The organism is Imtechella halotolerans (assembly GCF_028743515.2).
GTDB lineage: Bacteria > Bacteroidota > Bacteroidia > Flavobacteriales > Flavobacteriaceae > Imtechella > Imtechella halotolerans.
In genome coordinates, this window is the sequence record NZ_CP117969.2 from 2,242,972 (window position 1) to 2,258,598 (window position 15,627).

Annotated in this window: 17 protein-coding genes; 10 read left to right on the plus strand and 7 right to left on the minus strand. The window is 34.8% G+C overall.

Annotation, left to right across the window (positions count from 1 at the left end; genetic code table 11):
• Positions 1 to 77: 77 nt before the first annotated feature.
• The 6 genes from PT603_RS10085 (at position 78) to PT603_RS10110 (ending at position 4,173) form a co-directional block, all read left to right on the plus strand.
• A complete protein-coding gene (locus tag PT603_RS10085; RefSeq protein WP_008236857.1) occupies positions 78 to 956 on the plus strand; it encodes a cell division protein FtsX in 879 nt (292 codons plus the stop codon).
• A 10-nt stretch (positions 957 to 966) separates the two neighbouring features.
• Positions 967 to 1,215, plus strand: a complete 249-nt coding sequence (locus PT603_RS10090) for a DUF3098 domain-containing protein (protein ID WP_008236855.1) — start codon at positions 967 to 969, stop codon at positions 1,213 to 1,215.
• 42 nt (positions 1,216 to 1,257) lie between these two features.
• Positions 1,258 to 2,043, plus strand: a complete 786-nt coding sequence (locus PT603_RS10095) for an undecaprenyl-diphosphate phosphatase (RefSeq protein ID WP_008236853.1) — start codon at positions 1,258 to 1,260, stop codon at positions 2,041 to 2,043.
• Positions 2,044 to 2,745 (plus strand): tRNA pseudouridine(55) synthase TruB, encoded by a 702-nt coding sequence (truB, locus tag PT603_RS10100; RefSeq protein ID WP_008236851.1) that lies wholly within the window; start codon positions 2,044 to 2,046, stop codon positions 2,743 to 2,745.
• Positions 2,746 to 2,858: 113 nt separating this feature from the next.
• Positions 2,859 to 3,593, plus strand: a complete 735-nt coding sequence (locus tag PT603_RS10105) for an energy transducer TonB family protein (protein WP_155805493.1) — start codon at positions 2,859 to 2,861, stop codon at positions 3,591 to 3,593.
• A 4-nt stretch (positions 3,594 to 3,597) separates the two neighbouring features.
• Positions 3,598 to 4,173, plus strand: coding sequence for a DNA-3-methyladenine glycosylase I (locus tag PT603_RS10110; RefSeq protein ID WP_008236847.1), 576 nt, complete (start codon positions 3,598 to 3,600; stop codon positions 4,171 to 4,173).
• Here the strand turns inward: PT603_RS10110 and aat are convergent.
• Genes aat through PT603_RS10125 form a run of 3 tightly spaced genes read right to left on the minus strand, consistent with a single transcriptional unit; the run spans position 4,146 to position 6,138 of the window.
• A complete protein-coding gene (gene aat, locus PT603_RS10115) occupies positions 4,146 to 4,793 on the minus strand; it encodes a leucyl/phenylalanyl-tRNA--protein transferase (RefSeq protein ID WP_008236845.1) in 648 nt (215 codons plus the stop codon). The genes PT603_RS10110 and aat overlap by 28 nt on opposite strands.
• 56 nt (positions 4,794 to 4,849) lie before the next feature.
• Positions 4,850 to 5,230 carry a DUF3127 domain-containing protein gene (locus tag PT603_RS10120; protein WP_008236842.1) on the minus strand — a complete coding sequence of 127 codons (381 nt, stop codon included), beginning with the start codon at positions 5,228 to 5,230 and terminating at the stop codon, positions 4,850 to 4,852.
• A gap of 23 nt (positions 5,231 to 5,253) precedes the next feature.
• Positions 5,254 to 6,138, minus strand: coding sequence for a flavin reductase family protein (locus tag PT603_RS10125; protein WP_008236840.1), 885 nt, complete (start codon positions 6,136 to 6,138; stop codon positions 5,254 to 5,256).
• A 119-nt stretch (positions 6,139 to 6,257) separates the two neighbouring features.
• On the opposite strand from PT603_RS10125, the gene PT603_RS10130 reads away from it, so the two are divergent.
• Complete coding sequence (locus tag PT603_RS10130; RefSeq protein WP_008236838.1) at positions 6,258 to 7,412, plus strand: sensor histidine kinase; 1,155 nt, start codon at positions 6,258 to 6,260, stop codon at positions 7,410 to 7,412.
• Between the two features lie 7 nt (positions 7,413 to 7,419).
• A complete protein-coding gene (locus tag PT603_RS10135; RefSeq protein WP_008236836.1) occupies positions 7,420 to 7,764 on the plus strand; it encodes a hypothetical protein in 345 nt (114 codons plus the stop codon).
• Here the strand turns inward: PT603_RS10135 and PT603_RS10140 are convergent.
• Together PT603_RS10140 and greA are read right to left on the minus strand one after the other, a co-directional pair.
• Positions 7,750 to 8,142, minus strand: a complete 393-nt coding sequence (locus PT603_RS10140; RefSeq protein WP_008236834.1) for an HIT family protein — start codon at positions 8,140 to 8,142, stop codon at positions 7,750 to 7,752. The two genes, PT603_RS10135 and PT603_RS10140, sit on opposite strands and share 15 nt — an antisense overlap.
• 81 nt (positions 8,143 to 8,223) lie before the next feature.
• A complete protein-coding gene (greA, locus tag PT603_RS10145) occupies positions 8,224 to 8,700 on the minus strand; it encodes a transcription elongation factor GreA (protein ID WP_008236832.1) in 477 nt (158 codons plus the stop codon).
• A gap of 116 nt (positions 8,701 to 8,816) precedes the next feature.
• Between greA and PT603_RS10150 the strand changes: the two genes are divergently transcribed.
• Positions 8,817 to 9,257 (plus strand): Rieske (2Fe-2S) protein, encoded by a 441-nt coding sequence (locus PT603_RS10150; RefSeq protein WP_040488511.1) that lies wholly within the window; start codon positions 8,817 to 8,819, stop codon positions 9,255 to 9,257.
• Between the two features lie 57 nt (positions 9,258 to 9,314).
• Here PT603_RS10150 and PT603_RS10155 read toward each other — a convergent pair whose 3' ends face one another.
• Positions 9,315 to 11,492, minus strand: coding sequence for a TonB-dependent receptor (locus PT603_RS10155; protein ID WP_008236830.1), 2,178 nt, complete (start codon positions 11,490 to 11,492; stop codon positions 9,315 to 9,317).
• Between the two features lie 275 nt (positions 11,493 to 11,767).
• On the opposite strand from PT603_RS10155, the gene PT603_RS10160 reads away from it, so the two are divergent.
• The gene (locus PT603_RS10160) at positions 11,768 to 14,194 is read left to right on the plus strand and encodes an ATP-binding response regulator (RefSeq protein ID WP_040488510.1); all 2,427 of its coding nucleotides are present in this window, start codon (positions 11,768 to 11,770) and stop codon (positions 14,192 to 14,194) included.
• A 2-nt stretch (positions 14,195 to 14,196) separates the two neighbouring features.
• Here the strand turns inward: PT603_RS10160 and PT603_RS10165 are convergent, their stop codons facing one another.
• Positions 14,197 to 15,531 (minus strand): sigma-54-dependent transcriptional regulator, encoded by a 1,335-nt coding sequence (locus tag PT603_RS10165; protein WP_008236828.1) that lies wholly within the window; start codon positions 15,529 to 15,531, stop codon positions 14,197 to 14,199.
• Positions 15,532 to 15,627: the final 96 nt, after the last annotated feature.

The following is a 15,627-nucleotide window of genomic DNA, read 5'->3' on the forward strand; positions in this document are numbered from 1 at the left end:
AACGTTCTAAGGTTTATAACCATAGTTTAAAATTACTTTATTACTTTTACACAAACAATAAATGTCCTGCTTTTCTTATGAGCAAATCCTTTGAGCGCTATCAAAAACGCAAACTTATATCTTCATACTTTTCCGTGGTACTTAGTATTGCGTTAGTACTGTTTTTATTGGGTGTATTAGGATTACTTGTCCTAAACACAAAAAAATTAGCTAACCATTTCAAGGAACAAGTGGCAATAACAGTCTATTTAAAAGATAATGCCAAAGAGGTTGATATCAATCACCTGCAGAAAAGCCTAGCAATGGCTGAATATTCCAAATCAGCTGAATTTGTTTCAAAGGAAATTGCCGCAGAGAACTTCAGTAAAGAAATTGGCGAAAATTTTGTAGAATTTATTGGTGATAATCCATTACAAAATTCCATTGATGTATACCTTAAAGCGGACTACGTAACACCTATAGCCATTGATTCCATTGCAACAACACTTACAACCAAAGACTATGTTTCCGAAGTTTCCTACGACAAACCACTTATAGGTTTATTAAATGATAATGTGAAGCGTATTAGTCTTGGAATCCTCATTGCCAGCGGTATTTTTACGTTAATCGCCATACTTTTAATTAACTCTTCCATTCGTCTCTCTATATACTCCAAGAGGTTTATTATAAAGACAATGCAGATGGTTGGTGCCACCAAAGGCTTTATTAGAAGACCCTTTATCCTAAACAATATAAAATTAGGTATTATAGGAGCCTTGGTTGCAATAGCTGGTATGGCAACTGGATTATATTATCTTGATGGACGTTTTCCCGAACTTGGATTGTTAAAGGATTCTACAACTTTGACACTCATTTTTGGAGGAATTCTACTTACAGGCATTGTTATAAGCTGGTTAAGCACTTTTTTTGCAGCTCAGCGTTTTCTAAATTTACGAACTGACGATTTATACTATTAAAAATATTTTTATGAAGAAAGAAGAAAAACAGCAACATGATTTTATTTTCCATAAAAAGAATTATCTATTTATGTTTATTGGATTGGCGGTAATTGCCCTTGGATTTATCCTTATGAGCGGTGGAGGCAGTAATGATCCAAATGTTTTTGATGAATCTATTTTTGATTTCCAAAGAATTAGGTTGGCTCCTACACTGGTTCTCATTGGTTTTGCTATAGAAGTTTACGCAATCCTATTAAATCCTAACAAGAAAAAATAATCTTCGTTGCTTTCTGAAATTGAAAGCCTCAACACCCATTACATGGATTTAATAAAAGCCATTGTACTGGCCATTATTGAAGGCCTTACAGAATATTTACCCGTTTCCTCTACAGGACATATGATTATTGCCTCCTCCTTTATGGGGATTGCTTCTGATGACTTTACAAAGCTGTTTACAATTGTAATTCAATTGGGAGCCATTCTATCAGTTTTAGTTCTCTATTGGAAACGCTTTTTCCAATCAGTTGATTTCTATTTAAAATTACTGGTGGCGTTTATACCGGCCGTAATATTGGGATCTTTATTTAGTGGCCTTATAGATCAATTACTAGAAAGCCCATTGATTGTTGCCATTTTCCTGGTCATCGGGGGTTTTTTACTTCTTAAAATAGACACACTATTCACTCCATCTGAAAATCAAGAGATTGGCTATAAAACTGCATTTAAAATAGGATGTTTTCAATGTTTAGCAATGATTCCAGGAGTATCCCGCAGTGCTGCTAGCATTATTGGAGGAATGTCTCAAAAGTTAAATAGAACAACCGCTGCTGAGTTTTCATTTTTCTTAGCCATACCTACGATGCTAGGAGCCACAGCTAAAAAAAGTTTTGACTATTACCAAAATGGTCTGACCATAACACCTGAACAAGTAAACGCTTTAATTATAGGTAATGCTATTGCATTTATAGTAGGAATGATTGCAATTAAATCATTTATTACTTATTTGGGCAAACACGGATTCAAAATATTCGGATATTATCGAATTTTTATTGGTGTTGTACTTTTGATCATCCATTACTTTGTGCAACCCCTAACAACATTTTAAATGTCATTTTACACAGAAGAACAATTAAAAGAAGGGCAGATACTTCTTATAGACAAACCCCTTGAATGGTCCTCATTTCAAGCTGTCAACAAATTAAAATGGGCTATATTAAAACGATTTAAACTAAAGAAAATAAAAATAGGTCACGCTGGCACTTTAGATCCATTAGCCAGCGGTCTTCTTGTTATTTGCACTGGAAAATTTACCAAAAAAATACCTGAATTTCAAGGACAAGAAAAAGAATATACTGGGACCATTACTTTAGGTGGAACCACCCCATCTTATGACCTCGAAACCGCAATAAGCGATTACTTTCCAATAGATCATCTTACAAATGACCTAATCCTTGACACCACCAATAAGTTTATTGGCACTATACAACAAAGACCACCTGTTTTTTCCGCTTTAAAAAAAGATGGTAAACGCCTCTATGAGATGGCTAGAGAAGGGAAGGAAGTAGAAGTTCCATTACGCACAGTAGTTATTTCAACCTTCGAAATTACACGAATTGAATTGCCAGAGGTGGATTTTAGGGTTGTTTGTAGTAAAGGAACCTATATTAGGTCACTAGCATTTGATTTCGGTCGAGCATTGGAATCAGGAGGTTTCCTTTCTGCTCTTCGAAGAACACGAATTGGAAATTTCAATGTTTCAGATGCTATAATGCCAGAATCATTTGTTACTAAACTTGAAGAGGCTTAATTACTTTCACACCCATAAAGGTTATTTAATATTGTAAATAATAAAAATCAAAATGCTATATTTCAACAGTTTTTCCTAAATTTAACCACCTAAATCTTTATAACAACCTAAAAATGATGAAACTAGAAAGACATCATTACGCGGCTATCATTTCTGGACTTATTCTGTCTATTACAGTGCTGATAGCCTTTAATATTCACTTAGGATCCCTGGGTGAAGAGGAAGAATACTTCTACGAAGTTATGGTAGAAGAAACCACTCCTGAAGAAAAAGAACAGGAACGGTTAGAAGAAATTGCCCAACTCAATCAACCTAAAACACATACAGCATTTAATGAAGCTGGTAAATTTCAAAACAACACAGACGACTTTAAAACACTTGAGGAGTTAATGGAAAGTCGTCAAAATGATGCTACATTAACACAAGAAGAAAATACCGATGGTGAAGGAGATGATGAGTTTATGAGTTCAATGTCCACAATCGCAGCCAAACGTGCTGAAAAGCGGAAAACTACTGCTTCTAACGGTGCAAATATCTCAGAAATCTTAGCTCAGAATAGTGGGGTTAATAAAAATAGTTCAATAAGTTATTCCCTTGTTGATCGTTACCCTACCAAACAATTACCCAATCCTATCTACACCTGCGCAGAAAGCGGAAAAGTAGTTGTTAATATTGTAGTAAACGCCCAAGGGACCGTTATCGAAGCAACTATAAATAGAAGTTCCAACAATCTGAACGGCTGCCTAACCGACAATGCCATCGCCTATGCTTTACAATCACGATTCAATCAGAATAGTGCAAAATCAACTCAAATAGGAACAATTACATATTTATTCCAACCTAAGTAAACCTATGAAAAAACATCGATGTGGATGGTGTATCGGAGATCCCCTTTATGAAAAATACCATGATGAGGAATGGGGTGTACCTGTAAAAGATGATGAAACCCTTTTCGAGTTTCTTATGCTTGAAACTTTTCAAGCAGGATTAAGTTGGATTACAGTATTACGTAAACGAGAAAATTTCAGAATAGCTTTTGATAATTTTGACTTTAACACTATAAGTAATTATAGTGAAGAAAAACTGGAAAACCTTATTCAAGATACTGGTATCATTAGAAACAAATTGAAGATTAAAGCTACCGTTACCAATGCTCAGGCTTTTATAAAGATAAGAGAAGAATTTGGTAGTTTTTCAAAATATATATGGAACTTTACAAATGGTAATCCTATAATAAACGAGCTTACTCACTATAAACAGGCTCCGGCAAACACACCACTATCAGATCAAATTAGTAAAGATTTAAAGAAAAGAGGTTTTAAATTTGTGGGAACTACCGTTATTTATGCACATATGCAAGCTACAGGAATGGTTAATGACCATGAAGTAGGTTGTTTCCGTTATAAGGAAGTATTAATTGGTAAATAACTCAAAAACACTTCTCTAGGAATTTCACAAGCTCCTAAACTTGCCAAATGTTCGGTATATATCTGACAATCAATAAGCTTATAATCATCATGTATTAACTTTTCTACCAAAGAAATAAATCCTACTTTGGAGGCATTACTCACATTTGAGAACATACTCTCCCCGCAAAAAACAGTCCCCAAATCGACCCCATAGAGCCCCCCCACCAAAGAACTATCCTGCCATACCTCTACAGACATAGCATGACCCAATTCATGAAGTTCAATGTAGGCTTCAATCATTTCATCCGTAATCCAAGTCCCCCTTTGCCCTATTCTTTTAGCAGCAGCACACCCTTGAATAACACTTCTAAATGATTGATTAAATGTTACCTTAAATACATTTTTAGAAATCAACTTTCGCATGCTTTTAGAAATGTATAAATCTTTAGGAAAAAGTACCATTCTTGGATCAGGAGACCACCATAGTATTGGTTGATCATCATCATACCATGGAAAGATACCGTTATGGTATGCCATCAAGAGGCGTTCTGGCTTTAAATCTCCTCCTGCAGCAACAATTCCATGAGGTTCGGTCTGTAATGGATCAGGAAAATATAATTCTTCAGTCAACCAAATCATAATCGATGATAACAAAAAAGTCTCGATAGTTAACCGAGACTTATAAAAAATATTTACTAAAAAGGTAAATCGTCGTACTCCTCTTCATTAAAATTACTTGCGGGTTCGAAGGCATCAGCTGGTGGCACTGGAGGCATTTGGGGGGGAGCAGACTGAGCTGCCTGTAGGCTTTCAATTCGCCAACCTTGGATTGAATTAAAATACTTGGTTTCACCTTGAGGATTTACCCATTCACGTCCGCGAAGGTTAATACTTACCTTTACTTGCTGACCCACTTGATAAGCATTTAAAAGATCACACTTATCCTGAACAAACTCCACTAATAAGTGTTGTGGATACTGCTCTTCTGTGGTAATTACCAATTCTCTTTTTCTAAAACCGCCACTGCCTACTGTTTGTGTAGACCCCAGCATTTTAATGCGGCCTTGTATTTCCATCTTTATCTCTTTAAATTAGTTTATTATTCATTATTCAAACTCGCCAAAAGCACTTTCCAGGCTGAAATTACATCGTTTACTTTTAGATACTCCTGCGCTTTGAGGTGAATTTTATCCTGATCAAAGGTAGAAATTACTCCTTTTATGCTAACATTCTGATGTAAAAAATAGGTTACTTCTTCCGTGGTAGGTAAGGCTTCTACATTTCCTAACATTCCCAAATCATTTCCCGTAAGTACCTTACTCCATCTAATGCTTTCTGGAATGCTATCAACACCAATACCAAGGGTTGTTAAAGGCTTTGGAACCTCAAACAATCCTTTACTAGGACGCCCATACCAATTCCCTCCTAATCGACTAACTAAATCAATTTTATGCTGATCTATATTCCCAGAATCATCAAGAATTGATTCATCAATATGCATTTTAACCACTTCGCAAATTACCAAATTCCCAGCACCTCCTTCTTGACCTAACTCAATAACTTCACGTACTTTACATTCAAATTGTACTGGAGATTCTTTCACCCTATATGGCCGCACCTCCTCTGAAGCCAACATAGTGAAACCAGCCTTTAGAAACTCATTTACACCTTGAGGGTATTCAGTACTTGACAAAGATGTTTGTTGAACCATACTAAAGTTTACTATGTTGATGACAACTTCCTTAGTTACTATTACATTTTCCAAAGTATGTTTAGTTGAATTATCCCTCACACGTCGGTTAGGAGAGAAAATCATTATTGGAGGTTTGCTACTGAAAACATTGAAAAAGCTAAAGGGCGATAAATTTGGACGTCCATCTTGATCAATTGTACTAGCAAAAGCTATAGGGCGAGGTGCCACTGCCGATAGCATATAGCTATGTAATTTAGCCGTAGGTATCTCCCCAGGTTTAATAGTAAGCATATATTAATTGGATTTCCACAAATGTAAAAAATCTATTAGAGGTAGTAAAATGTTATAGTAAGTTCTCCTGACATTTGTTCCTTTTGCCTTATATTTAAATTAAATTTTCTCCAATACATATGCCCTTTTCTCGCTATAAAAATAAAATACGCCTCCTACTAGTTTGCATATCTGTAGGAATTGTCGGTGCCATCCTATGGAACACCTATAGTTTTTTTCAACAATTTAAAGATGAAGAACGGGATAAGATGGACAATTGGGCAGCTGCACAACAATCCATAATCACTGCTGATGAAGATGAGAATGTAGACTTAGCCTTTAAAGTCATTACTGGGAACTATTCTAACCCCATGATCTATGTAAGTGTTGACGGTTGGTTTAGTACAAATAACATTAATAAAGAGAAAGCAAAAGACTCCCTTTTTATAAAAGAACGTATTGCTGTTTTTGAGCAAGAAAATGAGCCAATAGACATTATATATAATGGCGAAAGATTTGGCACTCTCTATTATGGTAATTCAAATGTTCTTAATAACCTTAAATACTATCCTTTAGCCCTATTACTTATTATTTTTCTCTTCTCAACAGTAGTTTTTTTCTTTTATCGTACCGCTAGAATTTCGGATCAAAACAAACTATGGGCAGGTATGGCAAAGGAAACAGCGCACCAAATAGGAACACCACTATCTTCCTTATTAGGATGGACTGAAATTCTAAAATCGCAACAAGTAGATCCCTCCATAATTAGTGAAATAGAGAAAGATGTGAACCGTTTAGAAACCATTACTGACAGATTCTCTAAAATAGGCTCATCACCAGCGCTAGAGGTAGCAGATATTGTTACAGAAACCAAACTTGCTTTCGATTATTTAAAACTTAGAACTTCTCAACAAGTAATTTACTCCATTCACCTACCCGATAAAGTCATACCAGTTCGATTAAATAAACAACTTTATGGATGGACTATTGAAAATCTAGTCAAAAATGCAATTGATGCTATGAGAGGAAAGGGGCAAATAACAGTCACAATGGAATATTTTGGCAATATTTTAAAAATTCAAATTGCTGATACTGGAAAAGGTATTGCCAAAAAAAACTATAAACGAATTTTTGAACCTGGGTTCACAACTAAAAAAAGAGGCTGGGGCCTTGGACTTTCCCTTGTGAAACGTATTATAGAAGATTATCACGGAGGGCGAGTAAAAGTACTTTCATCAGAGCTTGGTAAAGGATCTACTATCCAACTTCAACTATATACGGCTACTAAAACCTAAATATATCATGCAAAAAACAGAAAATCCCATAAAACAAACCCAATTGGCAAATCATTGTCCAGAATGCTTTTCACAGGACACTCTTGAACTTTCGTTTTATCAAAGAAATTTTAAAAATATTCTATGGAACTATACCTCAAATCAAATTTTTTCAGAACTTCGATGTAATAAATGCCAAACTATCATTTATCCAATTCGTTGGACTAAAGAAATTGAACTCGTTCATGATTTCTACCTAAAAACCGTTGTTGCAAAAAAAAATATTAGACTTTATAAATTAGGTTATGTCGCCTTATTTTTAACATTGTCTGCATTAACTAGTGTCTTATACCTCCTTTTACTCCAGAAATAACTGTACACGTTTTGCTAATGATTCCATTTCTTCTGAAGTCATACTAACCTTATGTTGAAATGTCATTTCTTTCATTTCATTTAGAGGAATAAGATGTACATGTACATGCGGCACCTCAAGACCAACCACTGCAACACCAACCCGCTTACACTCTACTGCTTTTTCTAAAGCTTTCGCCACCTTTCTTGAAAACACCATTAGACCCATATAGGTTTCTTCATCCAAATCAAATAGTTTATTTATCTCTTTCTTAGGAACACATAAAGTATGTCCTTTTGAATTAGGATTAACATCTAAAAATGCAATAAAAAATTCATCTTCAGCAATTTTAAAACAAGGGATTTCCCCTAGAATGATTTTAGTGAAAATTGACGCCATAACTCTATTTTTTAGTCTTGTTAAAATTAAAAAATCCTTCGTTAATTCGAAGGATTTCTTATTACAATTGATACTTTTTATTTAATCGCGAGAAATTTCTAAAATCTCCATTTTCATCACGCCATTGGGAACCTGGATTTCTGCAATTTCTCCAACTGATTTACCTAATAATCCCTTTCCAATAGGGGAACTTACGGAAATTTTTCCAGTTTTAAGATCGGCCTCACTTTCTGCCACAAGGGTATATTTCATTTGCATACCATTGGCAACATTTTTAAGTTTCACTGTTGACAACACCAGCACTTTTGAAGTGTCTAATTGGGATTCATCAATTAATCTCGCATTGGCAAGAACCTCCTCCATTTTAGCAATTTTTAACTCCAATAATCCTTGAGATTCTTTGGCAGCATCATACTCAGCGTTTTCAGAGAGATCTCCTTTATCACGCGCTTCAGCAATAGCTTGAGAAGCTTTTGGACGCTCTATATCTTTTAAATAGTTTAACTCTTCCCGTAATTTCTTTAATCCTTCGGCTGTGTAATAAGATACTTTACTCATAACATCATCGTTTTATAAAATAGAAAAAATCCCCTACTCTTAGAGGATTTGAAACAAATATACAAAATTTTAATTCAACAAAGAATATGTTGTACATTGGCAGGCAAAATAACCTCATGAAAATATCTTTTTATATTGCAATTCTGCTAGTTATGGTCTCTTGTAGTAGTGAATCATTAGATAGAAACCCATATCTTGAAGAGGCGAATTTCAAATTTGAAATCAATCTCAACTTGGCAAGCTATAGCAGCCTAACCACAACTGGAAATGCGATATACATAGGAAATACAGGAGTTGGTACTAAAGGCATATTTGTTATTAATGCAGGCTTTAATACCTATTATGCGTGGGAGGCAAGCTGTCCTAACCACTCCCCAAACTTATGTTCTAAAATGACTATTATCGGCGGCACTAATGTTAAATGCAGTTGTGAAAATTATGAGTATTCTCTATTTAACGGATACCTACTATCAACTCCAGAAACAGAAAAAAAAGTTTATGGTCTTCTTAATTATCGCACCAGTGTAAACGGAAGTTTTATTACCGTTTCCAACTAAAAAAACCCTCCCGAAGATTTTCGAAAGGGTTTAAAAAAAATAATATAAAACGAATCCCTAGAATGTAATGGTGGCACCAACTAAAAAATTACGGGTAGCTTGTGGATAGTATCCTGCTCCTTCTATAGTTGTCACCGATCCTGGGTTACTCCAATCATCATCATAGGTATAGAAATAACCATTGGAAACATATCTTACGTTAAAAATATTATTTAACAAGGCTGAAAAAGCGACAGTCTTAAATACTGAATTTAAATTAAGTTCATAAACTATATTTAGATCATTTATAAAATAACTATCAAGCTTTGATCCCTCTGCATCTATATTACCCATATATTGATCTCCAACATATTTGGATAAAACAGAAAATTGAAGATTTTCAATTGGTGCATAGGTAACAATATTTCCGACAACTACTTCTGGAGAGTATGAAATATGAGTGTTTCCTAATGACATTAGGGATCCATCTCTTTGAAAAACAAAATCAATATTTCTGTTAGTGCTTAGGGCTAAATTTGGACGAACAACCCATTGGGACCCAAAAACAAAGGTCGCATCTACTTCCAATCCTAGGCGATAACTATCACCACTGTTTGCACGGATTGGTGCACCTACATCATTAAGCCCTCCAGTAAGAACTAATTGGTCCTTATAACGCATATAATATGCATTTGTATTCAGCTTTACATTGCCTGATGCATAGCGCCACCCCAATTCAAAATCGTTTAATTTTTCAGGTTTTGGATTTCCCTCCTCATAATCATTACGATTAGGTTCTCTTTGGGCTCTGGCATAAGAAACATACATCTGATTATTGTTATTCAATTCATAGGTGAATCCAGCTTTAGGATTAAAAAAATCAAACTGATCATCCACAATTCCAGTATCTTCACCATTGGCCTTATAAGCTACCCGGCGGTACTGCAAATCACCGAAAAAACTCCAGCCTTTACCTAAATCCGTTGTTACCTTAGAGAAAATATTAAAATCAGTCTTGTGGGATCTGTCATCATAGTAATGATCATTTATCTCGCTATCACTTGCATAGCGAGCCCAAATTACTTCACCGAAATGGTCTCCAACATACTTGTTCCAGCCCCCGCCAATAATGAAATCAAAGAATTTATCTTTAAAATTCACAGAGAAAGTAGATCCATAAAAATCATTCTCCAACCATTTTCGCCTAATTAAATCAGTTTCATCAATTGCTTCTCCTCCTAAATTGATTGATGTCATCCCATAATCTGAAAACGAAGCCCCTTGTTTGTATTGTTCAAAGAATCCACTACCTCTCGTATAGTGAAAAGCTAAATTGGTGCTCCAATTAGTGTTTATCTTTTGATTCCAATGGAGTTGTGCATGATCTTGCTTATAATCATCTACTTCATTATCGTGATACCCTACAATGTTTCCATTTTCATCATATAACGCACCCGCTGAATTAAATCGACGATTATTTTCAAGCATATCAAGATCTTCAATACCATTCCACGCTTGATACGTTACCTCATGACCACCAAACACCAACGCTTTAATAAGGGTATTCTTATTTGTAAAAACCCCCTGTAGAAAATATGATTTTAGATCTGATGTAGCACGATCTATATATCCATCTGAAGCAATTGCGGAGACCCGACCAGCTAATTCAAAATGATTATTAAGAAGGCCTGTAGAAAATTTCACGGTATGTTTTCTGGTTGCATAACTTCCAAAGGAGTTTGCAATTTCTCCATTAGCTTCACTAGAAGCAGCATCGGTAAGAATATTTAGACTTGCTCCAAAAGCACCCGAACCATTAGTTGAGGTTCCCACTCCTCTTTGCAGTTGCAAACTTTCAGTAGAAGACGCAAAATCAGGCATGTTTACCCAAAAAGTCCCTTGAGATTCAGCATCATTGTATGGGATACCATTAATAGTAACATTAACACGAGTTGCATCACTCCCACGTACACGAATTCCTGTGTAACCAACTCCAGCTCCTGCATCAGTTGTTGTAACGACACCAGGAAGAAAATTCATCAAAATTGGAATATCTTGCCCCAAATTTCTTTTTCTAATTTCTCGTTTTGAGATGTTTGAAAAGGTTACAGGCGATTGAGCAGTAACTCGTACTGCTGAGACAAGAACTTCATCCAGAGTGATAGGCTCTTGTATGGTATCCTTGGGTTGTTCTTTTTGGGCCATTAAAACCGTAGTATTCAATAAAAGGCCCAAAGAAATAGCTAATGTTTTCATTCGTAAATGATTTACGAATAAAAGGGGTCATTATTCTTTGGTTATTATTTATGATATTTCCCCGCAACAATGGTTAGTTGTTATATTAAAACTAATCAACTATTGCAAGACTCCCTTGGCAGCATTACCCGCCCAGGTTCTATGGGTATGATCTCAGCTCGTTAATTTGAGCACCCCTTATGAGACGGCGCAAATGTAAGACAGAAAAGTGACTTTAATTCTTTTTTTACAAAAACTTTGCTTTAGTCATACATTGAAATATGTATTTTTAACCTATGAACAGTCCCAAAAGAAACATAACCATCAAAGTAGTGGTTAGTTATATGATTCTACTTCTACTTGTTATTTTAGTTGGCTCCTATCTATATAAACAAATTGATGCTTTTACGTCATTGCAGCAACATGAAACCAATGATAATAGTAAAGTAGTACGTATTGGAAGAATTTTAGCAATAATGTACGAAAATGAAAGCTTTGGCAGGGCTGCCATTCAATCTGAGGAAGCCGAAATATTAACCAAGTATATCATTAAGAATGACAGTTTAGCCCTTGAAATCGATTCCTTAAAAATCCTTACAAACAGTCCATATCAAGTAGTTCTTGTTGATAGTATTAAGCTTTTATTAGAGGAAAAACTTCAAAACATATTCGAACTGAAATCAATCAGGGAGGCAAGTGAATCTGACTCTATTTTAGATGAAGGAATTAAAAACTTCATAAATATTGAATCTTCCATGGGTAAACTTACGCTGGAAGATTTTTCAAGTAATCCGGAAAATCTTGCAAAAAAACAAAAAGAAACACTTGAAGAAATTATTACGATTTTAAACAAATACAGACCAAGAGATACTTCTGTAATGGTTGACGAACAAACCCTTGATTCAATTATCGTCCAATCTAAAACACATTTAAAACAAGTACGAAACGAGATTGTTAAACAACGTAAGGAGCTTGTGAAAAAAGAAAATCAACTAGTACAAAATGATCTTACAGTTTCCCAACAAATAAAAACATTGCTCTCCTTATTAGAATCTGATCTTCGCTTATCTGATTTGAAATTGGCTAAAGAACGTGATAAAGCACTTCAAAGAGGAGCATACATATTAATTCTCGCGGCAGTTATTGCAACATTACTAGTAATAATTTTTTCACTTCTTATACTAAACGACTTCTGGAAAGCACAACGCTACCGAAAGGAATTAGAAAATGCGAATTCATATACCTCCTCCCTATTACAAAGTAGAGAACAATTAATCTCCATGGTTAGCCACGATTTACGAACTCCATTAAGCACAATTGTAGGCTATGCTAATATGCTTCAATCTCATCTCAAAGAACAAAAGCAGAAATATTACCTGAGTAGCATTCTTGAATCATCATCATATATGTCTCAACTAGTTGATGACCTTTTGGATTACTCCAAACTTGAAGCAGGCAAACTAACCATTTCAAATATTCCGTTTGATATTAGCACACTATTAAATGATATAGTTTCAAATTTAAAAAACACAAACCAGGAAAAAGATATTTCACTTTCATTAAACATAGACAACACGCTTAGCACATCACTCTACATTGGGGATCCCTACCGAATTAGGCAAATAATAACCAATTTGCTTGGAAATGCATATAAATTCACTTCAAAAGGTGAGATAGTAGTTCATGCATACCAAAAAGATTCTAAAATAAGTATAGCAATATCTGACACAGGTGTAGGTATCCCTGAAAAAGCTTTATCCACTATATTTGTGGAATTTACCCAAGCTAACTCAACCATTGAAAGACAATATGGAGGATATGGGATGGGGCTGACAATTTCAAAGAAGCTAGCTACACTTATGGATGGACACATAAGCGTTAAAAGCGAGTTAAACAAGGGTAGTATATTCACCCTTACACTACCTGCCACATTAAAGGAAAAACCTAAACATGACCCTTCTAAAACCATTAAAAACCTTACTGCGATACTAATTGATGATGATATTAATTTACTTCAACTTTTAGAAGAAACCCTCCAACAAAGACAAATATTCACACATAAGTTTAGCGATGCAGAGACGGCCCTAGAAGCCTTAAAAAAAATTAAGTTCGACTTTATATTGACAGACATACAGCTTCCTAAAATAAATGGTTTTAGATTTCTGAATTTACTGGTACAACAATCAGAATTTAACACTTCAATTCCTGTATTTGCGATGACAGGAAGAAAAGATATAAATCGTGAACTCTATCTCTCAAGCGGGTTTACCCAGGTGCTATACAAACCATTCACCCCTCAGGAATTATTCAATACAATATCTCATTATTTTCCTTTACAGAATCATCCAATAACTGATAAGCTTCCAATATTAACAGAAAAAAAAGCTCAGTTTTTTAATCCAGACTCAATCATTTCGTTTGTTGGAGATGATAATAATTTGATAAAGGTATCATTGGTTACTTTCTGTCAAGAAACAAAACAACATTCACTATTATTACGCAAATATATTCAGGAAGAAAATTATCAAGCTGCTGAGGCACTACTACATAAAATGCTAACCATGTTCACTCAACTTAAAGCAGAACATTCCTTAATAATTCTTAAAGAAATGTATCACCATGCTACAAATCAAATTGACTTTCCAGTCGGATTATTCAACAAATGGGAACAAAGTTGGGAACAATTGCATAAGGATATCCAAAATTATCTAGTAGGGATATAAATTCATTCAATATTATATTCTTTAAGTTTGTTATAAAGTGTTTTTCTGGTAATATTAAGCAATTTGGCAGCCAGTGTTTTATTATTTTCAGCTTCTATAAGCGCCTTTCGAATAAGTTCCTTTTCATGATGTTTGGTAGAAAAATTAATTTCACTATCTACCACATTCTCTTTAACAGATAGCATAGTTTGTAAAATGGCTGATTGAATATAACCACCTTGAGTGAGAAGTGTGGCACGTTTTATCACATTGGACAACTCCCTTAAATTTCCGGGCCAATTATATTTTTGAAAAACAGCCATGGTTTCGGGTGTAAAACCAAGTACTTGCTTATCAAGTTGTTTATTAGCCAATTCTAAAAAGTATTCGGCAAAAATCGGAATATCTTCTCTTCGTTCTGATAATTGAGGCATTTTTATTGAAAACTCATTCAGCCTATGATACAGATCATTTCTAAAATCACCATTATCTACTGCTTTTTCTAAATTTTCATTAGTTGCCGCTATAATTCTTATATCTACGGATATTTCCTTACTACTTCCTACTGGTTTTATTTTTCGTTCTTGAAGAGCTCTGAGTAACTGTATTTGATTTTCATAAGACAAATTACCAACCTCATCCAAAAAAAGAGTTCCTTCATTAGCCGATAAGAAATGTCCCTTTTTATCATCAATAGCACCAGTGAAGGCTCCCTTAACATGTCCAAAAAACTCACTAGAGGCTATTTCTTTAGGAATAGCCCCGCAATCCACAGCTACAAATGGTTTATTATTTCGACTGCTTTGTTCATGAATTGCCTTGGCGACCATCTCCTTACCGGTGCCACTTTCTCCAATTATTAAAACAGACATATTTGTAGGTCCTACCAATTGAACATACTCATTTAATGTTTGAGATGATTTACTTACACCTTTCACATAGCCTTGATTAAACCCCTTTTTAGAAATATTTACTTCTGTTTTTGAAGAAGATTTGGAGGAAGATTTTAGTGCATTGGCAATAACATCTAGAACCTCCTCCTGATTGAATGGCTTAGATATATAATCGAATGCTCCTTGCTTCATAGCTTCTACGGCAGTAGATACCTCTGCATACCCCGTCATAAGTATAACTGGTATTTCCAATCCATTAGATCTAATACTCTTTAACAAGTCTATACCATCACCATCCGGAAGTCGCAAATCAGAAAAAACCATATGAAATGACTCGACCTCTATGGTTCTCAAAGCCTCTTTGACAGATAAAATTGTAGTCACTTTATAACCATTTCGTTCCAAAAATCGTTGCAACAGTTGGGAAAATGATATATCGTCTTCAACCAATAAAATAGACTTCATAGTAGAGGGTTTCTAACAAAAATAGACAAGTTAACAACGAATAACACCAAAAAAAAGCATAAAAAAAGAGAGCTACATAAATTGCAGCCCCCTTTT